Origin of the sequence: Priestia sp. TSO9, assembly GCF_021029645.1 — a bacterium.
In the GTDB taxonomy this organism is placed as follows: Bacteria; Bacillota; Bacilli; order Bacillales; family Bacillaceae_H; genus Priestia; species Priestia megaterium_E.
On the sequence record NZ_JAJEKD010000013.1, the window covers coordinates 388,368 to 410,072 of the forward strand.

The following is a 21,705-nucleotide window of genomic DNA, read 5'->3' on the forward strand; positions in this document are numbered from 1 at the left end:
TATTTTTTCTCGTAAAGACTTTAACCAATTTTTTAACTGGTTTTTCCTTCTCTTTCGTCCCCATCAGACGTATTTTTTTGGAAAAATGCTTTTACTTTATCCCGTTTTTTCTTCGAAATAAGAATATATAATGTATCCCCTGCAAAAATTTGTGTATTTCCTCTAGGAGTAAGTAGTTTATCATCTCGAATAACAGCAGTCACTAAAATGTCTTCAGGGAGGTGAAGTTCTTCAAGCGATTTTCCTGATATATCTGCATGTTCCACGAGCTTCAGCTCAATCATTTCATTTTTGGTTTTGCCCATCGAAACAAGCTCGAGACTGTGAGGAACCGTCTCTTTTTCACCTTGAGAAAGATTTAGAAATTTGGCTAAAGGAGCGATTGTTGCTCCTTGAAGAAGAGCGGAAGTTAAGACAACAAAGAAAACGACGTTAAAAATGAGCGTGCTGTTCTCCAAACCTGCCATCATAGGATAAGTAGCCAATACAATTGGAACAGCCCCTTTTAAACCGGCCCAAGAAATAAACAGTTTTTCTTTGGGTGAGTATTTAGCAAACATCATCGAAAGAAATACGCCGAGTGGACGAGCGACAAACATAAGTAAAAGAGATAACAGTATACCCTGCCAAATGATATCTAGCAGTTGATTAGGAAAGACAAGAAGGCCGAGTAAAATAAACATTAAAATTTGCATCATCCATGCAAAACCTTCGTTAAAGCGGACAATTGTGTGACGATAAGTTAGATCTGCATTCCCTACTACCACTGCCATTACATATACAGCAAGTAGACCGCTTGCTTCTACAAATGTGGAAATTCCATAGGTTAAGGCGGCCAATGACAATGTAAGCACAGGGTAAAGACCTGAAGAATCCAAATTAATTCGATTAATAATCCAGACGGATGCTTTTCCGAGTACTAAACCAAGTACCAGCCCGATTCCCATTTGCCAAAAGAAATTAAGGATTAACAAGAGGATAGGAGAGTCCGGATGTTGAATTATTTCAATAATAGAAACGGTTAAGAAGATGGCCATCGGATCATTGGAACCAGATTCTGCTTCTAGCGTGGAGTTTAATTTTTGGCGGATATTCTGTGTCCCTAGTACAGAGAACACGGCTGCAGCATCTGTAGAGCCAACGATTGCCCCAAATAAAAAGCCTTCAAGCCAAGTAACACCTAAAATATATTTGGCAAGTGCACCCGTTAAAACTGTCGTAATGAGGACTCCGAAAGTAGCTAATGAAACGGAAGGGCGAACAACGCGTTTAACATCTTTCCATTTGGTCTGCACGCCCCCATCAAAAAGAATAATGATAAGCGCTAATATTCCGAATCCTTGTGTTAAAAGAGCATTGTCAAAGTAGATGTAGTGGCTAACAACCATTCCTACAATAATAAAGAGTACAAGCGAAGGAACTCCAAGGCGAGTAGAGAACTTTGCAGTAAGTACCCCTATGACAAGGAGAATAGATAGTAAAAGAATTGAATGGTCTACCGTAAAATCCAAAAAATACACCTCTTTTGTTCAAAATTTTTATGTAAGCAATAAGTGAGGCTCTTCTATAATAATTGTAGCATAATGGATTTAAAACCTTGAGAAATCTGCTTATCAAAAAAAGAGATGCATAAACATCTCTTTTTTTGATCATGTATGAATAACAGGGATAGATTCTTATTTAACATCTTGCTCGTGATAAAGATGAGGAGCTTTAAATGTTGCTTTCTTTTTAACTGAAGAACCTTGTTGGTCGGGACGGGAACGATCGTAAATAGCTGTTCCAACAATCTCAGCCACATCTTGAAGTTTTTCTTTGCTTATTTTATCAAGGCTATCTTCAGGCGTATGATACCAAGGTTCAGACGGACTATGAATAAATAGAGCAGCCGGTATTCCTGCTTCTGCAAAAGGAACGTGATCACTGCGGCCGCCAGCTTGGAATGGCGTAGGTGATCCATTTAATCTTGTACTTGAAGCTTGAGCTAATTCTGTGACAAGATTTGGTGTTCCATCAGCTGTATTCATCACCAAATCTCCCGCATCTCGACTTCCTACCATGTCTAAATTAAACATTCCAACAATACGATTTTTCTCATCTTCAGATAGCTCACTAACATAATGCTCGGATCCTAGTAAGCCTACTTCTTCAGCTCCGAATGTAACAAATCGCAGTTCTGTAGCAGTAGGAAGAGTTTTAAATACGCGAGCTAATTCAAGCACCATTGCTGTTCCAGAAGCATCATCATTTGCCCCCGGCGCTCCGGCCACAGAATCATGATGAGCACCTACTACAATAATATCATTTGTTCTTTTTTTCTTAAAAGTAGAAGGTTTAGTAGCGGTTACATTATAAGATGTTCGCTCACTTACGACAGCTCCTTCAATTTTTACTGTACCTGAAGGCTTTTCGCCTTTTTGAATAGAAGTAAGAATCTTTTCACCTTCTTCTTTGGTAACAGCAAGAGACGGAATGTAGTTGTCATTAGCGCCGCCAAGCGTTCCGTTTAGCTCACCGTCTGTATTATTAAAAATAATGACGGCTGCAGCCCCTTTTTCAGCAGCATTTAATACTTTCTCACCAAAAGTAATAGTGCCTCGCTGAACTAATACAATTTTACCTGTCACATCTTTGTTTGCTAAATTATCTTTTGTACCCAGCCCTCCATCTACAATTTCAGCTGTGACATTTCCATTGGTGCTATAAGTAAAAGTTGTTGGAGAGTAGCTGGTACTGTTTACGCTTAGTGAAAAACTAGCTGCTGGTGTGTAACCGGTAAAGGTAAAAGGCTCTACTGCGCTCTTATAGCCTAGTTTAGATAAACGCTTTTGAACAAATGTAGCAGCTTCGCGTTCAGCTTCAGTTCCTGCCACACGAGGTTTTTTTGAGAGATACGCAATGTCTTGATAAATTTTCTCAGCATTGATTTTTTTTAATACTTTTTGTTCAGAAATTTGATGGTGAGAAGCATTTGCAGAAGTAGAAGCTTGTACACTTGTAAAAGATAAAGTCAAACTTGTTGCTACAGCCAAAGAAATCACGGTTTTTTTCATTAAAATCCCCCTAAATTTATCGATGTAGTTGGTACTACTCGAATTTACAATATTAAGAAAATACAAAAAAGAGTATTATTACCTAAATGTTCCAGGATATTCCGTATCTAAATTCCTATTTTGATAGAGAAAATAATTCAAATAAAATGAAAATGCAAAAACAAATAAAGAGGATAAAAGAAACTGTGTCAAAAGTAATAAAAAAAGGTATTAGATAAGAATAAAAAAATAAGGTAAACTAGTTTAAAAGTAAGAAGAATATTCAGAACTTAATTGATGAGACATAGAGAGTATTCACGTAAAAAACAAAGGCTGGTGGGAAATATTGATAAAAAATAGGGAGGGTGTACGAAAAGCAGCGGCGGTAGCGGGTCTTCTGCTTGTAGGGGTGTACATCGTCTTTCAAACAATGGCATTTTTTAAAGGAGCATATGCTCTTAGCAGTTTGATAAAAGATAGTTTACTAGTGGGCGTAACGGCTGGCACGTTTTATTTACTTCATAAGCGTTCGGTTCATACCCAGGTTTCTGATGAACAGTATCAGCTTGCTACATTAATAAATTCAATGCCAGATTTTATTTGTTTTAAAGATGGAGCTGGCAAATGGGTGGCGGTGAATGATTTTGGAAGAGAACTTTATCATTTAAAGGGTATTGATTACAGGGGTAAAACCGATGCAGAACTTGGGGAACTTGTGCCTTTCTTTCAATCCGCTTTCTTACACTGTATTTCATCGGATGAAGAAGCATGGAGAAAAAAGGAAAAGGTACGCACGGAAGAAGCATTTGAAATACCAAACGGCGAGGTCAAAACATTTGATGTTATTAAAGTGCCTGTGTTTTTTGATGATGGCTCAAGAAAAGCCCTTATCACGATTGGACGAGATATCACTCAGCAAAAGCTCGCAGAAGCGCTTCTCATAAAAAAGGAAAAGCTTTCTGTAGTAGGCGAACTAGCTGCCGGAATTGCTCATGAAATTAGAAATCCGCTTACGAGTATTAAAGGGTTTGTTCAGCTCATGAAAGAAACAGACCGATCCGCAATAGGGTATGCTAACATCATGCTTGATGAGCTGGAACGAATTAATGGTATTGTCAGTGAAATGCTCCTTTTGTCAAAACCTGAAAGTGAACATTTTCGCGTGTTTTCTCTTACAGAAGCGGTTAAGTATGTAATGAGTTTAACTTCCCATGAAGCTTTATTGAAAAACATTGACTTCTTATACGATGAACAAACAAATAACGCTAGTGTGTATGGAAATAAAAATCACCTTATTCAAGTATTACTTAATGTTTTTAAAAACGCAATTGAAGCCATGAATAGGCCTGGAAATATTTACATTACAATCAAAACAGCGCAGGATAACTATATTTTTATAGAAGTTAGAGATGAAGGAGTAGGAATTTCTAAAGACCGTCTAGAACATATAGGAGAACCGTTTTTTACTTTAAAAGAAAAAGGAATGGGGCTTGGATTAACAATCAGCTCCAAAATTATTCATGATCATCACGGTACCCTGCAGATTGAGAGTGAGCAAAACAAAGGGACGATTGTTAAAATCCGACTGCCTCTGTATGTCGAAGATACGGCGGTTTTTGCAAGCAAATGAAATGTTGTAAACGAAAAGTAATGAAAACGTCATCCATTTCTTATTGCTAAACGCAGCCGTACATGATGTAATAAAAGAAACGAACATGTCAGGAAGGTAGCAAAATGAGACGTGCAGATCAAAAAATTATATTACCGTATACACCGGAAAATTTAAGAATGCTATTGCTTCAAGTATGTGACGGAGAAAATCCGTTTTCCCATCAGGACCTTACGTATTGGTGTGATAAATATACTCTCCATTATTATGAGTATGAAGCGGATGAAACGCAGTGGATGAATGATATGCAGCAGACAGATAATAGGCAAGATCTAGCTAAATCCTATGCCATTGCTAAAGATATTGGCTGGCAGTGGTACTTTTATATGGCTAGAGGAACGACGCTATCTGATATTCAATATGTCGAGCTTCACGAACTAGAATTACCCAGACATTTGTTTGTAAAATGGCTAAATGAATTATATGAAATGTAATCCTATATATGTATATGAATTGTAGTACATCTGGTCTGATGAAAGAAAGGCCATCACTGGTAATGGAGCAAAAGACCACTGAAGTACATACAGGCGTAAAATAGAAAGCTAAGGAAAATCCTTAGCTTTTTTATTTTGTCAAAATTATTCAAAAAAACTGTCTTCAGGAAAAAATATAAAACCTAGTTGACTTATTGGTATTGTTATATTATAAGTAATAGAGACATAATTTATGGAAAAAATTACAGGGGGAAACATCTATGAATAACTTATTAGTCATCCTAAACATCCTTATTATGCTTGCATTGCTTGCGGGGCTGTTTATGATGCAGAAAAAACATGTATCATTTTCAAAGCGTGTGTTTACAGCGCTTGGACTAGGGATTATTTTTGGCTTTGCCCTTCAGTGGGTGTATGGTCCGACTCATGAAGTAACGATGACGACCGCCGATTGGTTTAGCATCGTAGGAAGCGGATATGTTAAGTTTCTTCAAATGATTGTTATGCCGCTTGTATTTGTATCGATTGTAGCGGCATTCACTCGCTTAAAATTGACGAGCAATATTGGAAAGATTAGTAGTTTAATTATTGGGATTTTGCTTGTCACAACAGCGATAGCAGCTGCAATTGGTATTTTTACAACAACGAGCTTTAATTTAGAATCTGTCCAAATCACAAAAGGGGAAGCAGAACTTCAGCGCGGAGAGGACTTAGAAAACAATTTATCTAGTTTAGAAGCAAAAACAATCCCGCAGCAAGTAGTAGAATTATTGCCTGCTAACCCGTTTCTTGATTTAACAGGCGCACGTTCAACTTCCACGATTGGCGTTGTCATCTTTGCGGCATTTGTTGGAATTGCGTATTTAGGCGTGAAGCGTAAAAAGGCTGAGGAAGCGGCGTTATTTTCAAAAATTATTGATACGCTTTATGCAATTGTAATGCGTGTAGTGACGCTAATTCTTCGTTTAACTCCTTATGGGGTACTTGCAATTATGACCAAAACAGTAGCAACGAGTGATATTGATGCAATTGTTAAACTTGGAAAATTTGTTGTAGCATCATATGTCGCATTGGCAGCTATGTTTATTGTTCACTTAGTTATTCTAACAATCATCGGTGTAAATCCGATCACATATGTTAAGAAAGTATTTCCTGTATTGGCTTTTGCCTTTACTTCCCGTACAAGTGCTGGAGCATTACCTTTGAATGTTAATACCCAAACAAGACAGTTAGGGGTTCCAGAAGGAATTGCGAATTTCGCAGGTTCATTTGGTCTTACAATTGGTCAAAACGGATGTGCTGGAATATATCCAGCTATGTTAGCCGTTATGATTGCACCAACGGTAGGTATTGACCCCTTAACGCCTTCATTTATTTTCACGTTGATTGCCATTGTAGCAATTAGTTCGTTTGGCGTAGCAGGCGTTGGCGGAGGAGCGACATTTGCGGCTTTACTTGTATTATCTTCTATGAATTTGCCCGTAGCGCTAGCAGGCTTATTAATTTCAGTAGAGCCATTGATTGATATGGGGCGTACGGCGCTTAATGTAAGTGGAAGCATGACAGCCGGAGTCGTCACTAGTAAATTAACAAAAGAGCTAGATACAAACGTATACAACGATCAAACCATCTCATCTGAAACAGCAGAAGTGTAAAAGAGATATGTCATCCATAGTTAACATTGTTAACTATGGATTTTTTTTCTTTATCAACATAAAATAGGAAAAAATACTTATGATAACGCTTCCAAAAAAGGTTATAGTGAAAAATGTGTACGTACTTTATTTTACGGGAGGGTTTTCATTGAAACGTAGTTGGACTAAATATGCAATGGTACTGACGGCTTTACTCTTACTAGTAAGCTCTTTTTTTAGCCCATTTATGCAATCGTTTGCATCTGCATCAGACGCAACAAAAATCACGATTCACTATCAGCCTGCTCCAAATGATACAAAGGAATGGGGATTATGGGTTTTTCCTGAAGGAGGAGAAGGGAAGCCTTACGCATTTACAGGGGAAGATCAATTTGGAAAAGTAGCGGAAGTTGAATTACCCGGTACTTATGACAAAGTAGGTTTTATTGTTCGAACAGAGTCGTGGGAAAAAGATGGAGGAGACCGCTTCGTTTCGGTGGAGAACGGTGAAGGAGAAGTATGGGTGAAAAGTGGAGATGAACATACATATACGTCTCCTCCTGACGGTGAATACCGAGATTTACCGAAGTTTGATAAAGTAAACGTTACCTTAAATTATCATCGGTACGACGGAGATTACAGCGGGTGGAACATTTGGACATGGCCAGGTGATGAAAAAGCAGGCAAGCAAATCGAATTTACGGAAGACACGAATTTTGGGAAGAGAGCGACTTACGCCATTAACAGTGGAAGTGGCAATTTATTTGACAAAATTGGTTTTATTGTACGCCATTCTACTAGTGACAGCGATTGGGAAAATAAAGATGGAGGAGACCACTTTATTACCAAGGTTGGTAAAGATGGGAATGTAGAAGTATGGATTGTTCAAGGACAAAATCGAATTTATTATGATAGAGCAGGAGTAGATATCACTCGGAAAATCACGAAAGCGACTATGGATACATTTAATCAAATCACCTTAGAAACAAACGTGCCGTTTGACTCTTCTAAGAGTGTAGGAGACATTGAAATTGACGGAGCTCAAATTGAGAAAGTGATACCTTATAAAGAGGGAGAAGACGCTGCTACTACTAAAGTTAAAATCATAACAAAACAGCCTTTGGATGTTACAAAAACGTATAGAGTTAAGCAAAAAGGCTACGGCTCAGCTGATGTAGTCAATGGAAATGTCGTTCGCACGAAAGAATTTGACGAAAAGTATGCATATAGCGGAAACGATTTAGGAAACACGTATTCTAAGAAACAAACAAATTTTCGCGTATGGGCTCCAACTGCAAGCGAAGCCAAGCTAGTGATTTATGCGTCCTGGAACTCCAAAGCTGTAAAAGAAATTTCTATGACTAAAAGTGAAAAAGGAACATGGAAAGCGGAGTTAAAAGGAAACCAAGATGAACTAATTTATACGTACAAAGTAAAAATTGGGAACAGCTGGAACGAAGCGGTTGATCCATATGTACGAGCAACAACGGTGAATGGAGATCGCGGAGTTGTCGTAGATTTGGCTAAGACAAATCCGAGAAAGTGGAGTGCAAATAAGCCGAATTTTAAAAATCCAGAAGATGCGATTATCTATGAACTGCACGTACGAGATTTATCGTCTCAAAAAGAGAGCGGTATCAAAAATAAAGGAAAATATTTAGGCGTAGCGGAGTGGAATACGAAAGGACCAAATGGAGTAAAAACAGGACTCAGTCATATTAAAGATTTAGGTGTGACGCACGTTCAGTTCCTGCCTATTTACGATTATCGTACGGTGGATGAAACGAAATTAAACGAGCCGCAGTTTAACTGGGGATATGATCCAAAAAATTACAACGTCCCAGAAGGTTCTTATTCAACAAACCCATATAATCCTAAGACGAGAATTATTGAGCTTAAACAAATGATTCAAACGCTTCATGACAAGCAGCTTCGTATGGTAATGGACGTGGTTTATAATCATGTGTATGCAGTGAGTGAGCATAGCTTTGATAAACTAGTTCCAGGCTACTACTTCCGTTATAAAGAAGATGGAACTTTATCCAACGGAACAGGTGTTGGAAACGACACGGCGTCTGAACGGAAGATGGTTCGGAAGTTTATTGTAGATTCTGTTGCGTATTGGGCAAAAGAGTACCACATTGACGGGTTTCGATTTGATTTAATGGGGATTCACGATACAAAGACAATGAATGAAGTGAGAAAGAAATTAGATGAAATTGATCCTTCTATTATCGTCTTAGGAGAGGGCTGGGATCTAGGAACCGAGCTTGATGCTAAGCTAAAAGCTAATCAGAAAAACGCTCAGGATATGAAGCGCATCGCTCACTTCAATGATGGTATGCGAGATGGTCTTAAAGGCAGCGTGTTTTTTGATCGTGAAAACGGATTTGTTAATGGAAAACAGGGTCAAGAAAAGCTCATACAGCAAAGTATAGCAGCTGGAATAGATTATGATCATTCAACTGCCACGTATGAAGACCCGGATCAAGTTGTGACGTATGTAGAAGCCCACGATAACCATACGTTATGGGATAAGCTTCAGCTGACGAACCCTGCTGACACCGAGCAAACGAGAAAGCAGATGCATAAGCTTGCTTCTTCTATTATTTTAACATCTCAAGGAATGAACTTTATACATGCAGGTCAAGAGTTTATGAGAACAAAAGGCGGAGATCATAATAGCTATCAGTCACCCGATTCTGTCAATCAGCTAGATTGGAAGCGCCGAGCAGCTTTCAGCCAAGAAGTAGATTATATGAAGGGACTTATTGCGCTTCGAAAGCAATATTCCTCATTTAGAATGACGAGTGCACAGGCTATTCATCAAAATTTACGCTTTGTTGACGCACCAGCAAACGTAGTAGGTTATACGTTAAATGCTAAAGCCAATAAAGATAAAGCAAACCAAATAATGGTGATTCATAATGCAAATAAACAAGCTCAAACGGTTCATCTGCCTTCTAACAGAACGTGGAGATTACTTGTTGACGGCGAGCAGGCAGGAACAAAAACGCTCCGTACGGTGAAAGGAAATACAGTAAACGTTTCGCCTCTTTCGACATTTGTACTAGTAAGATAAGTTTTAGATAGCTAGAATACATGTAGAAAAATTCAGAATATTGTATGTAAAATTGTTGATTTTACTAGATAACATGGTAAAATATTCATTGTTAGCGTTTTCAAAATTCGTGGGGAGGTATGTATTTGATGCAAAATCTTGGAGCGAAAAAAGTTGAAATGAGTCCGAAAGTAGTGGAGTTTTTAAAAGGAGTTAAACAGCTATACATTAACGGCGAGTGGGTAGACTCTGTTTCAGGAAAAACGTTTGAAACAGTAAATCCAGCAACGGGTGAAAAGTTGGCAGATGTAGCTGAAGCAAATCCAGAGGATATTGATCGTGCCGTCAGAGCGGCTAGAGAAGCCTTTGATCATGGACCTTGGACAAAGATGTCAGCAGCTGAAAGAAGCCGACTTATTTATAAATTAGCTGATTTAATGGAAACACATCAATTGGAACTTGCGCAGCTTGAAACGCTTGATAACGGAAAACCAATTCGTGAAACATCAAATGCAGACATTCCATTAGCAATCGAACATTTCCGCTACTTTGCTGGGTGGTCAACTAAAATGGTTGGACAAACTATTCCTGTGCAAGGAGCGTATTTTAACTATACAAGATATGAGCCGGTAGGAGTTGTAGGCCAAATTATTCCGTGGAACTTCCCGCTTTTAATGGCCGCTTGGAAGCTCGGAGCCGCTTTGGCAACTGGATGTACAATTGTGCTCAAGCCAGCCGAGCAAACCCCTCTTTCTGCACTTTACTTAGCTCGACTAGCAGATGAAGCAGGGTTCCCAAAAGGCGTGCTAAACATTGTGCCAGGCTACGGGAAAACAGCAGGTGAACCGCTCGTTCATCATGATCTTGTCGATAAAATTGCTTTTACGGGATCTACTGCTGTCGGAAAAGCAATTATGAAGCAAGCTAGCGACTCCTTAAAGCGTGTGACGTTAGAGCTTGGAGGTAAATCACCAAACATTATCCTGCCGGATGCAGACTTAACAAAAGCGGTGCCTGGTGCGCTTTCAGGTATTATGTTTAATCAAGGACAAGTATGTTGTGCTGGAAGTCGTCTGTATGTCCAAAAAAGCTTATATGATAATGTCGTAGCTGATTTAGTTTCTCAAACGAAATCTATTAAACAAGGAAATGGATTAGCAGATGAGACGACAATGGGTCCTCTTGTATCTGCGCAGCAGCAAAAACGAGTGAAAACCTATATTGATAAAGGAATTGAAGAAGGAGCGGAAGTACTCGCAGGAGGAAACATTCCATTTGATCAAGGCTATTTCGTAGAACCGACTATCTTTGCAGATGTCGATCATTCAATGACGATTGCTCGTGAAGAAATCTTCGGTCCGGTTGTAGCTGCTATGCCGTTTGACGATCTTGATGATTTGATTGCCAAAGCAAATGATACAGCATATGGTCTAGCAGCGGGCGTCTGGACACAGGATTTAAAGAAAGCACACTATATTGCTCATGGTATTAAAGCAGGTACAGTTTGGGTGAACTGTTACAACGTATTTGATGCAGCAAGCCCGTTTGGAGGCTATAAACAGTCGGGAATTGGCCGTGAAATGGGAAGCTATGCGCTTGATAACTACACTGAAGTGAAAAGCGTATGGATCAATATGGAATAATAAGTAAGAATTTTTGTGAAAATCAATAGCATATCTTTGTGTGAAAAAGAGTAGTCTTTAGTGGACTACTCTTTTATTTGTTTAAGTCCCGCATTTTTAGAAAAGGAGTGATAACATTGCCGGTTATACAGGGCCCCTCGTCGTATAAGCTTACCGGTCACCTGCAAAAGTTTAGAGAGAACCCCCTGGGTTTTTTGGAAAACTTGACTCAGTATGGAGAAATTGCAACATTTAGAGTTGCGCACAAACGCTTTTATGTAACGAGAGACCCTCAACTTATTAAAGATGTAGTCATTACAAACAGCAAGGCGTTTCAAAAAATTAAACTAACGCACATGTTTAAAACGCTGCTAGGCGAAGAAATGTTATGGACAGATGAAGCATTATACATGAGCCCCATTCAACCCTCACAACTTAAACAACATCTAACTTATAATAAGGAAGCAATCGCAAAAATAATTGAAAAGCATACGGAAACGTGGGAAGAAGGGCAGCTTCGAACGATAGTAAAAGACATAAGACAGATAGTCGTAGCTGTACTCCTTCAACTTGTATTTGGCATTTCGATTCAGGATGAAGATAAAATTCACTACGTTCAAGCGCTTATGAGAAAAAAAGAAAAGTTAGGCAAAATTTATATTCGTCTGCCTTTGCACCAGCCTGACTTAGATGAGCAGCTAGAACAACTCCTTTTTGAACGCGTTCAAATGCGTGTTCAAAACAAAACCGAAGGAAATGATTTACTGCAGTATATATTGAATTCTTGCGGAGAAGACAGCGATGAAAGAGAAATATACGAACAGCTAAATTCTATATTCCTTTCGATGTATGAAATGATTACGCACGTATGCAGCTGGTCTATTCATTTACTGTCTCAAAATACTAGGGAGCACCTTCAGCTGCATAAAGAAATTCAAGCCTATGCTAGCGGCGAATCGCTTTCAACCAAAAATCTGACCTATATGCGCAAAATAATTGCTGAAAGCATGAGATTATATCCGCCTCTTTGGCTATTTGGGCGTCAAGCATGTGAAGACATACAAATAGATGGCTACAGTATTAAAAAAGGGGAGATTATGTTAATTAGCCCTTATATGATGCATCGCCATGAAGATTATTTTTTAGAGCCAAGTGAATTTTTACCTGACCGTTTTGAAAAAGGAGGGTCCATTGATGTCCCAAGCTATATGTATATGCCGCTTGGGATTGAGCATCAAGCGGAAAGGGGCATGGACTATATCACTGAAATAGTAACCATTTTTCTGTCAGAAATGACAAAGCGCTTTTTATTTCAGCTGACTAAGCCCGAATCTATTGCTCCGATGGCGGGCGTAATGCTGAATATGAAAGAAGAACTGAAGGTGAATGTTCACAAAGTTCACATCCAGTCTTGAATGAACGGGAATACTTTCCCTCTTTATATCAGGCTGTCAATTTATTGACACATCCTGCATTGAGATTTATCATAGGGTAATATTTGATAGAGATTACTGAAGGGTTTTTAGAGGGGACTATGGATAAAACAATTAAACAGTTGGTGTCGCTAGTTGAAACATCATTACTAACGCAAGTTACGATTCAAAGTGAAAGTGACTATGATCCAGTTGAAGTTACGAACAAAACAAAAGAGTGGGTACTTATTGGTAAAGGAAACTATGCCGGTGTGTTTACGCACGAAAATTATCCTGAATTTGTCGTAAAAGTATACGGAAGAGAAATTTATGGTGTAAAGAAAGAAGCGCAAGTGTATAGAAAGCTGGGCGTTCACCCAGCTTATTCTCAACTTTTTCATGAGGGAAAGACGTACTTGATTTTAAAAAGACTTACAGGCGTTACCTTGTATGATGCCGTCCAGCGGGGAATAAAGATTCCAGAACAAGTCATAAAAGATGTGAACGCAGCTTTGGACTATGCAAGAAGCCAAGGTTTAAACCCGTATGATGTGCATGGTAAAAATGTCATGATGAAAGATGGAAGAGGGTATGTGGTGGATATCTCTGACTTTTATAAGGAAGGTATTGATAAAAAATGGACAGACCTTGTAAAAGCTTATTACACCTTTTATCCGTTTATTGATAAGTACCATATCCGCTTGCCGTATCCGCTTTTAAACGTGATCAGAAAAGCATATCGTCTATATCGTAGAATCAAATCAAAAAGGAGTTTCCGCTAAAGGAAACTCCTTTTTAAGATGAAATACAGCGCAATACATGCTGCTGCTCAAAAGTTGGTTTTAATTTGAATAGAATGGTTTGTAGTATTTCAGATTGATAGACAAATTTTAGCGTATGTTTAAGAGAAAGAGGATGTAAGAAAGAACGTATTCTTTTTTCAGCATAACGTATCACCTGTTCTTCATAAAATAAAGTACGTGCGGAGATTTTAGCGTGAATGTCTTTTGTTAGTTCGATTGTAAACTGGATAATCATTAAATCAGTGTCTTTACAGTATTTTTCTAATAGCATAATATCACCTCCATTTTGTCAACTCATTTACATAATCTTAATATAAAATTTACAAATGTCAATAAAACACGGAAAAATAAATGGTAAGACTGTTCTTTTTATATGTTGAATAAACAAGAACGTGATAGAGGTGAGTAAAGTTGAACATTAACGTCGGATTTGCCATTTTAGCTGATATTGATAATAAGATGACGGCTGCTATTTATGTGGAAAATCAAATTGTAGCGATTATAGCTGGACCTTCAGATATTCTGTATGAAAAGTTGAAAAAAGTGTTTTTATAATAAGAGAAAAGCTGTAATTGTAAATATGATTCATAAAAAGCTTAAAAATTCTATGAAATAGTCGAAATAAAAGATGAGGATAAAATACACAAAAAGAAAGAACAGGAAGTTAAGGATAGGAGAATTACATATGGATAAAACATCTTTTATTGGACTGATTTTAGGAATAGCCTCTCTTATTGTAGGCATGTTTTTCAAAGGGGTTAATCCATCTGTGTTAGGAAATCCGGCTGCTATTTTAATTATTATTGTGGGAACCGTCGGAGCAGTAGTGATTGCATTTCCTTCAAATGAAATCAAAAGAGTCCCAAAACTGTTTGGTGTCCTGTTTAAAGAACAAAAAATGCTGCAGCCCGTTGATTTAGTATCCATGTTTTCTGAATGGGGACAAGTTGTTCGAAAAGAAGGGTTACTATCACTTGAAGCCCAAATTATTGATGTAGATGACCCTTTCTTAAAAAATGGTTTGAATTTAGCTATTGATGGTCAAAGTGCGGATTATATACGAGACGTGTTGTCTGAAGAAATTGATGCGATGGAAGAAAGACATCAAACGGGTGCAAGTATTTTTGCTTTAGCAGGTACATATGCTCCAACTCTCGGTGTACTTGGAGCTGTTATAGGGTTAATTGCTGCGCTTGGGAACATGGAAGATACAGATACGCTAGGACATGCGATCAGCGCGGCGTTTGTTGCTACGCTTCTTGGTATTTTTACTGGGTATGTACTATGGCATCCGTTTGCAAATAAACTAAAGCGTAAATCGAAACATGAAGTAAAGGTAAAGTATATGATGATCGAAGGAGTGCTTTCACTCCTAGAAGGAGAAACACCAAAAGTAATTGAGCAAAAGCTGGCTTCTTATTTGCCAACAGCGGAACGTAAAAAGCTTCTTCAAGAAAGTGAAGTGGGCATAAATGAGTAGACGCAGAAAACGAAAGCATGAAGAGGACCATGTTGACGAAAGCTGGCTGCTTCCTTACTCAGATTTGCTTACACTTTTACTTGCTTTATTCATTGTATTGTTTGCAATGAGCTCAGTGGATGCACAAAAATTCAAGAATCTTTCTCGCGCATTTAATGAAGCGTTCGTTGGAGGAACGGGCGTGATGGAATTTCAATCTCTGGAGGAATCTGAAGAAGCGGTTCAGCCTTCAAATACTCCTGCAGCTAAAAGTACGGAAAAAACAAATGAAGTGGAGACAGCTCCTAATCAGTCTCCTGCTTCTTCACAATCGTTAACGAGCGAACAAAAGGAGCAAACCATTCGAGAAGCTGATCAAGAAGAGCTTCAGCAAATTCAATCTAAAATTAATGCGTATATTCAAAAGAAAAACCTAACAAATCAATTACAGACTTCGCTAACTGATGAAGGTCTCTTAATTTCCATTCGAGATAATGTATTGTTTGATTCGGGAAGAGCGCAGGTTCGAAGTGAAGATACAAAAATCGCCAATGATATTTCAGAACTTTTGGTGATTGATCCTCCTCGTAATATCATTATTAGCGGTCATACTGATAACGTACCCATTCGCAACGCTGGTTTTGAATCCAACTGGGAGTTAAGCGTGATGAGAGCAGTTAACTTTATGAAAGTTATCTTAAAAAACGATAAGCTTAATCCAAGCATGTTCAGTGCAAAAGGATTTGGAGAGTTCAAACCCGTGACATCTAACAATACAGCAGAGGGGCAAGCGAAAAATAGAAGGGTTGAAATATTGATTACTCCTCGTACAATTAAACAGCCGTAAAAGCAGTCCTGCTTTTACGGCTGTTTTTCTATGTGTTATAAAGCTAAAAGTCTTCTCTTTTCAAAGTTTCCTCGTACTAACTTGAGATCCATTCCATCTAAAATCAAGTCAATGAGAGCGCCTTTAAAGACATCCGCTGTTTTTTTCTTATCATTGGACTGCAAATATTGCACCCGATACCACTTGTCTTCAACTTGAAAGTACATAAAACGTCCGTGCGTAAAGTCAATCCAAAACTTTGTAGGTTGTCCATTGAGATTTTTATAAACATATCCCCAGCTTCGACCTTGGTGAGCGTCCTTCATTTTAGGGCGAGCTGTATTAAATACTTCGTAATATACTTTATGCTTAATATCATAGAGCATCATATGACAGTCCTCCTATCTATAGACGTGCTAGCAGGTAAAGGTATATTTGTATACAACAAGTATACTCAGCTGAAAGGAATCGTAGACTATTTTTTTGAGACAAGCAGAAACGCAGTTAAACGAAAAAGACAGTTTAAATTAGCTCAATCATTCCGCTTTTTTTATACTGTAAGTAAATGCGTTAAATAAGGAGGAAAAAATGAGACGAGTAGGAATAGTAGGTGCTGGAATGACGGGCCTTATAGCAGCGGCTGAATTACAAAAAGAGGGAATAGAGGTCTTTCTTCTTGATAAGGGTAAAAGTGTAGGGGGACGAATGGCTACCCGAAGAGTAGGGGATGGAAAAGCAGATCACGGAGCTCAATTTTTTACAGTGAGATCCGATGAATTTCAACAAGACGTAAATAAATGGATAGCTGATAGAAAGGTTAAGAAGTGGTTTGGGGACCCTAACCCTCGGTATCAAAGTCCGAATGGCATGAATGCGCTAGCTAAATATTTAGCTGAAGATCTACGCGTATACGTGAATCGAAAAGTTCAAACCATTGATTTTCAAAACGGAAGGTATCAGCTGTATACGGAAGAAAATGAGATGTTTGAAGCGAATGATATCATTCTTACACCTCCGTCTCCTCAGGTTATTGAGGTACTTAATAATAGTAAGCTGCAAGCGGACCAATCTATTCTTAAAACACTGAAATTTAGTCCCTGCTTGGTTGCTATCGTGGAGCTTTACACAGAGATGCTGTATGGTGATCATGGTCAAATCACGAATCCATCTAGCACAATCCAAAGAATCGTTAATCATGAGCAAAAAGGAATATCAAAGACGCCCGTTCTTAGCATATATATGAATAAAGACTGGTCAGAAAAACATTTTGATGAGCATGAACATGAGTTGCTGCAGGCGATAAAAAATGAAATAAAAGAATGGATAGATGCAAATCATATTAAAAGCATTCAGTTAAAGAAATGGCGCTATGCAGAGGTTGGACAAGTGCTTCATCAGCCCTTTGCTAAAATTATGCCGTCGCTACTGGTGGCAGGAGATGCTTTTTTAAGAAGGGAAGACGAGACGAATCACTCACGGTTAGAGAGCGCATATTTGTCAGGGAAATCGGCAGCCGCTGAATTAATGGGAAAGAACATCTAGAAAAAGGAGGGACCAAGAAGTGAAAAATAATTGGATAATGAAACAAACGTGGAAAGATTTACTGTTTATTCATTGGCCTGTAGATCCGGCATTTTTGGCTTCTTTATTGCCTAGTCAGTTAGAGCCTGACACCTATGATGGTCAAGGATGGATTGCACTTGTGCCTTTTACGATGACAGACATTCGATTTAAAGGAACGCCCGCAGTTCCCATCTTTTCACGACTATATGAGCTGAATGTGCGTACATATGTTACATATAAAGGGGAAAAAGGCGTTTATTTTTTTAGTTTAGACGCAAGCAATCCGCTAGGGGTATGGATTGCTCGTCAGTTTTTTCATTTGCCTTATTACCATGCTGCTATGACATTCAACAAAACTCAGAACCATATTTCTTTTCAGTCAGTTCGCACGCACAGAGACTCAAAAAAAGAGCGAGTAAAGCTTACATATAGAGGTACTTCTCCGTCCTATCGCAGTAGAAAAGGAGAATTAGCTCATTGGCTTACAGAGCGCTACTGCTTATTTACCACTCATCAAGGAAACGTCTACAGAGGAGACCTTTATCATGATCCTTGGGAGCTGCAAAAAGGAGAGTGTGAAATAAGAGATGATTCTATTACTCAGCCTTTTTTGCGTCCGGCGGACAATCGCGATTTAATTATGCACTATGCGAATCAAGTCACGGCTTATTTTTATCCTTTTAAAAAAGTATAAGTATCAAAACAAAATTAAAAAGTCTTCATACCCTTCTTCTTTAAGCTTCTCTTTTGGAATGAAGCGCAAAGCCGCGGAATTTACTTGATAGTATTCGCTGTTTTCTTCGGTTAATAGTAAACCCAAATAGTTATTTCCTTCTTTGCTTTTTAGTGCTGTTTCATGCTGCATCGGAACTTTTTTTATATTTCCGTATAAAAGAGGGCGTTTAAAAACCGGCCACCCTGTATGGGAAAGGAGTTGATCTGACGTTTTAAACAGTGCTTCTCCCGTTAGAAGATCAACGTAAATTCCTTGTTTTTTGTTATTCCAATATAAATTTGTAAAAGGAGGTTCGGTTCCGTTTTCCTGCGTAACAAAATATTGCATGGGCGTTAGGACCTTTTTTAGATAGGAGCGGTCCTTTGGCCAATGCTGTGTCAAAAAATCAGTTCGACCCGAGCCTTCTTTGTATAATTTATAGTGAAATGCGTTTTTTCGATAATAATCCTGCTGCTGCTCTTCTGCTTCGTAAAAAGAAGAAAAAGGTAAAATAGGTGTGACGATAGGGTTCTTAAAACGTCCGCTTTGGGAGAGCTTTCTTTTAGAATCGAGAGCCGCTTCTTTTTGCTTTTCGTTATGATAAAAAATAATGGCACGGTATGACGGTCCGCGGTCTGAAAACTGTCCGGCGGAATCCGTAGGGTCAATTTGCTGCCAATACAGGTTAAGCAGCTCTTCAAACGTAATGTGAGAAGGATCCCATACAATTTGTACGGCCTCTACGTACTCGTTTTCCTTTTTTACAAGAGCAGAAGCTTCAGAACTGATTTGTTCATCTCTAGCGTAGCCCGAGCGGATACTGAGGATTCCTGTAAGCTGATCAAAAGGAGCGACCATGCACCAAAAGCACCCTCCCGCAAACGTTGCATATTCTTTCATGTTACTTTCCTCTTTTCGTTGAATAAAATAAATGAAAATATATTTATATATTAAAATGTATAAACAAACAGAAAGCGCTTTATAACGAGTCTTGTAAGAAAGCACGCTCTTATGGTATTATGACCACTGGATAAAAGAAAAATGGCTTATTGTTTATGCGAGTATCCTTATTTTATGTTCTTAAAAAGATGCAGTTTATTGTTTAAGCACTCATAGAAATACATACGTTGGAGCAGTAAGAGGAACAATTAAAAAATAAGGACGTTTTGCTCTTAAACGATACCACATTCCAGAATCTACATACCAGTTTAGGAGGAGCTAGTTTGAACACAACCCGTTTACCATCTATGTGGGAAATAATGATTGTGCTTGCTTTATTTTTAGCTGTTGTTATTTCATTTGCAACTGTTTTTGATTTACCTATTCAGCTCGCTTTATTTATTTCATGGTTTATTGTTATGGCGCTAGGAGTACGACTTGGGTATACGTATAATCACCTGCAAGGGGCCATTACAAGAGGAATATCAAACGGCTTAGAAGCTATTTTAATTTTATTAGCCGTCGGTACGTTAATTGGAACATGGATTGCCGGAGGAGTTGTTCCTTCTCTTATTTACTTTGGATTAGAGTTTATTAATCCAACATTCTTTTTACTTGCTACACTTATCATTTGCTCTATTACCTCGATTTCAACAGGAACATCTTGGGGAACGGTTGGTACAGCCGGAATCGCGATGATGGGAATCGGACAAGGCCTAGGTATGCCGCTTCCTTTGGTAGCTGGAGCTGTGATTTCAGGAGCTTATTTTGGAGACAAGCTTTCTCCTCTTTCTGACAGTACCATTTTATCTGCGTCAATGGCCCGAGTGAACGTTATTGATCACGTAAAAGCAATGTTAGTGTTAGATATTCCTGCTTACCTCATTACGGCAGTATTATTTACGGTAACAGGGTTTATGTATGGCGGAAAAGATTTTGATGCTGGACGGGTAGAAGGGTTAAAATCTTCGCTGTTGGATACATTCCATATCAGCGGGTGGATGCTGATTCCGGCTTTGGCTGTCATTGTCCTTTTAGCATTAAAGAAACCTTCTCTTCCAGCAATTGCGGTTGGCTCATTATTAGGAATTATATGGGCAGTTGTCTTTCAACATATGGATGTGGCGAGCGCATTTAATACGGCTTATGAAGGATTTAAAATTAATACTGACAACACATTTTTAAGTGAGCTGTTAAATCGTGGCGGAATTTTAAGCATGGTCGGTTCTATTATTGTCATTATTTTTGGACTAGGATTTGGCGGGTTATTAGATGAGCTCGGCGTCTTAGAAGTTCTGCTATCTAAATTTGAAAAAATTCTTGTCAATTCAGGAAACGTTACGGCTTCTACTATTTTCGTTGGGTTATTAGGGAATATATTTGGGTGTGCGATGTATGTGTCATTAATTTTAACACCGAAAATTATGGAGAAAAGTTATGATAAGTTAAGAATACAGCGTCTGGTGCTTGCCCGTAACTCAGAAGTAGGAGGAACCTTAACTTCTGGAATGGTTCCGTGGACGGACAACGGTGTATTTCTAGCTACAACGCTTGGGATTTCTACATTCGCTTATCTGCCGTTTATGTGGCTCAGTTTTGTCTCTATTATTTTGGCGATTATTTACGGATATACAGGGAAATTCATTTGGTACGTAAAAGAAGAAAAACAGCGTTCTGCTATAGCAAAATAAAAGAGGCTGGGACAAAAGTGTTTTAGTTAAAGAAAAATCCGAACGATGAGTTGAGATTCCTAATGAAGAATCAACTTCGTTCGGATTTTTTTATTGGTATGATAAACGTAGGTTTCATGTATTTCGTTGCTTCTATCTGTTGATTGAATTGATTTAGTTATGTCTCGAGTTCTTTTTGATCAAATCATTTCTGGATATTCGATTTTCCAGTGAACATTTTGAAGGTAAAGCTGAACCTCCGCCTTTTTTTTCTGCTGCAGAAGTTTCAGAATATGTCGGTGATGTTCATTCATTACATGTAAAATGGCGTATAGCTCTTTATTGTCATCGCTAAAGTACGTTTGTCTGATGAATCCGTCTTGTAGAGACATAAGCTGTTCTTTTAAGGTCACATTATTGCATCGGTTCAAATAGACTCGATGAAAATACGTTTGATATTTTTGATAATCCTGATAATTTTCTAATGCAATCGAAGCATCGATTTTTTTAATAAGCTCATCCATTTTCGTAAAATCTTCTTCAGTTAAGTGATCAATCGACAGGGCAGCTGCTAGACCATCTAAAGCACCGACGATTTCAAATACTTCTAGTTTTTTTGGTGTGCCAATTTTCTTTACGGTAAACCCTCTGCGCGGTCTGTATTCCAATAGGTTGTCTGAAGCCAATTTAATAAGCGCTTCTCTTACAGGCGTTCGGCTGACATTCAGCTGAGAACAAATACTGGCTTCATTTATTTTGTCGTTAGGCAGCAGTGTACCGTCTTGAATTTGACTTGCTATGTAGTTATATACATGATCTTTTAATGAATGATAAATCATAGGCCCCTTGTTCATTGTTTCCCCCTA

General features: G+C 38.4%; 19 protein-coding genes. 13 read left to right on the forward strand and 6 right to left on the reverse strand.

The genetic code is table 11. The annotated features are described in order from the left end of the window. Positions 1–32 precede the first annotated feature (32 nt). Together LJC66_RS10220 and LJC66_RS10225 are read right to left on the reverse strand one after the other, a co-directional pair. Positions 33–1,511 carry a potassium/proton antiporter gene (locus LJC66_RS10220; protein WP_230932478.1) on the reverse strand — a complete coding sequence of 493 codons (1,479 nt, stop codon included), beginning with the start codon at positions 1,509–1,511 and terminating at the stop codon, positions 33–35. Positions 1,512–1,676: 165 nt separating this feature from the next. Beyond that, entirely contained in the window at positions 1,677–3,053 is a 1,377-nt protein-coding gene (locus LJC66_RS10225) for a M28 family peptidase (RefSeq protein WP_230932479.1), read from the reverse strand. 325 nt (positions 3,054–3,378) lie between these two features. Between LJC66_RS10225 and LJC66_RS10230 the strand changes: the two genes are divergently transcribed. The 7 genes from LJC66_RS10230 (at position 3,379) to LJC66_RS10260 (ending at position 13,646) form a co-directional block, all read left to right on the forward strand. Then, entirely contained in the window at positions 3,379–4,662 is a 1,284-nt protein-coding gene (locus LJC66_RS10230) for an ATP-binding protein (protein WP_230932480.1), read from the forward strand. Between the two features lie 104 nt (positions 4,663–4,766). Continuing rightward, the gene (locus LJC66_RS10235) at positions 4,767–5,135 is read left to right on the forward strand and encodes a hypothetical protein (RefSeq protein WP_013082877.1); all 369 of its coding nucleotides are present in this window, start codon (positions 4,767–4,769) and stop codon (positions 5,133–5,135) included. A 260-nt stretch (positions 5,136–5,395) separates the two neighbouring features. Then, complete coding sequence (locus LJC66_RS10240; protein WP_230932481.1) at positions 5,396–6,790, forward strand: L-cystine transporter; 1,395 nt, start codon at positions 5,396–5,398, stop codon at positions 6,788–6,790. Between the two features lie 79 nt (positions 6,791–6,869). Then, complete coding sequence (pulA, locus tag LJC66_RS10245) at positions 6,870–9,851, forward strand: type I pullulanase (RefSeq protein WP_230932482.1); 2,982 nt, start codon at positions 6,870–6,872, stop codon at positions 9,849–9,851. Between the two features lie 128 nt (positions 9,852–9,979). Then, positions 9,980–11,473, forward strand: a complete 1,494-nt coding sequence (locus tag LJC66_RS10250) for an aldehyde dehydrogenase family protein (RefSeq protein ID WP_013082880.1) — start codon at positions 9,980–9,982, stop codon at positions 11,471–11,473. A gap of 107 nt (positions 11,474–11,580) precedes the next feature. Beyond that, a complete protein-coding gene (locus LJC66_RS10255) occupies positions 11,581–12,867 on the forward strand; it encodes a cytochrome P450 (protein WP_230932816.1) in 1,287 nt (428 codons plus the stop codon). A 119-nt stretch (positions 12,868–12,986) separates the two neighbouring features. Continuing rightward, positions 12,987–13,646, forward strand: coding sequence for a serine/threonine-protein kinase (locus LJC66_RS10260; RefSeq protein ID WP_025752067.1), 660 nt, complete (start codon positions 12,987–12,989; stop codon positions 13,644–13,646). 13 nt (positions 13,647–13,659) lie between these two features. Here the strand turns inward: LJC66_RS10260 and LJC66_RS10265 are convergent, their stop codons facing one another. Further along, on the reverse strand, positions 13,660–13,938 hold the full coding sequence (locus LJC66_RS10265; RefSeq protein ID WP_014460422.1) for a hypothetical protein: 279 nt from the start codon (positions 13,936–13,938) through the stop codon (positions 13,660–13,662). Between the two features lie 140 nt (positions 13,939–14,078). Between LJC66_RS10265 and LJC66_RS10270 the strand changes: the two genes are divergently transcribed. The 3 genes from LJC66_RS10270 (at position 14,079) to LJC66_RS10280 (ending at position 15,973) form a co-directional block, all read left to right on the forward strand. Further along, complete coding sequence (locus LJC66_RS10270; protein WP_014460421.1) at positions 14,079–14,222, forward strand: hypothetical protein; 144 nt, start codon at positions 14,079–14,081, stop codon at positions 14,220–14,222. Between the two features lie 130 nt (positions 14,223–14,352). After that, complete coding sequence (gene motA / locus LJC66_RS10275; protein WP_013056745.1) at positions 14,353–15,147, forward strand: flagellar motor stator protein MotA; 795 nt, start codon at positions 14,353–14,355, stop codon at positions 15,145–15,147. Continuing rightward, entirely contained in the window at positions 15,140–15,973 is an 834-nt protein-coding gene (locus LJC66_RS10280) for a flagellar motor protein MotB (protein ID WP_028408764.1), read from the forward strand. The genes motA and LJC66_RS10280 overlap by 8 nt, the downstream gene beginning before the upstream one ends. 35 nt (positions 15,974–16,008) lie before the next feature. On the opposite strand, the gene LJC66_RS10285 is transcribed toward LJC66_RS10280, so the two are convergent. Beyond that, on the reverse strand, positions 16,009–16,341 hold the full coding sequence (locus tag LJC66_RS10285; protein ID WP_013056747.1) for a hypothetical protein: 333 nt from the start codon (positions 16,339–16,341) through the stop codon (positions 16,009–16,011). A 199-nt stretch (positions 16,342–16,540) separates the two neighbouring features. On the opposite strand from LJC66_RS10285, the gene LJC66_RS10290 reads away from it, so the two are divergent. Together LJC66_RS10290 and LJC66_RS10295 are read left to right on the forward strand one after the other, a co-directional pair. Then, positions 16,541–17,494: an NAD(P)/FAD-dependent oxidoreductase gene (locus LJC66_RS10290; RefSeq protein WP_230932483.1), complete on the forward strand. Its 954-nt coding sequence runs from the start codon at positions 16,541–16,543 to the stop codon at positions 17,492–17,494. Between the two features lie 19 nt (positions 17,495–17,513). Continuing rightward, the gene (locus LJC66_RS10295; protein WP_230932484.1) at positions 17,514–18,209 is read left to right on the forward strand and encodes a YqjF family protein; all 696 of its coding nucleotides are present in this window, start codon (positions 17,514–17,516) and stop codon (positions 18,207–18,209) included. Between the two features lie 3 nt (positions 18,210–18,212). On the opposite strand, the gene msrA is transcribed toward LJC66_RS10295, so the two are convergent. Beyond that, entirely contained in the window at positions 18,213–19,130 is a 918-nt protein-coding gene (gene msrA / locus LJC66_RS10300; protein WP_230932485.1) for a peptide-methionine (S)-S-oxide reductase MsrA, read from the reverse strand. Between the two features lie 323 nt (positions 19,131–19,453). On the opposite strand from msrA, the gene nhaC reads away from it, so the two are divergent. Continuing rightward, on the forward strand, positions 19,454–20,860 hold the full coding sequence (gene nhaC, locus LJC66_RS10305) for a Na+/H+ antiporter NhaC (protein ID WP_230932486.1): 1,407 nt from the start codon (positions 19,454–19,456) through the stop codon (positions 20,858–20,860). A 179-nt stretch (positions 20,861–21,039) separates the two neighbouring features. On the opposite strand, the gene LJC66_RS10310 is transcribed toward nhaC, so the two are convergent. Next, positions 21,040–21,693, reverse strand: a complete 654-nt coding sequence (locus LJC66_RS10310) for a GntR family transcriptional regulator (RefSeq protein ID WP_230932487.1) — start codon at positions 21,691–21,693, stop codon at positions 21,040–21,042. Positions 21,694–21,705: the final 12 nt, after the last annotated feature.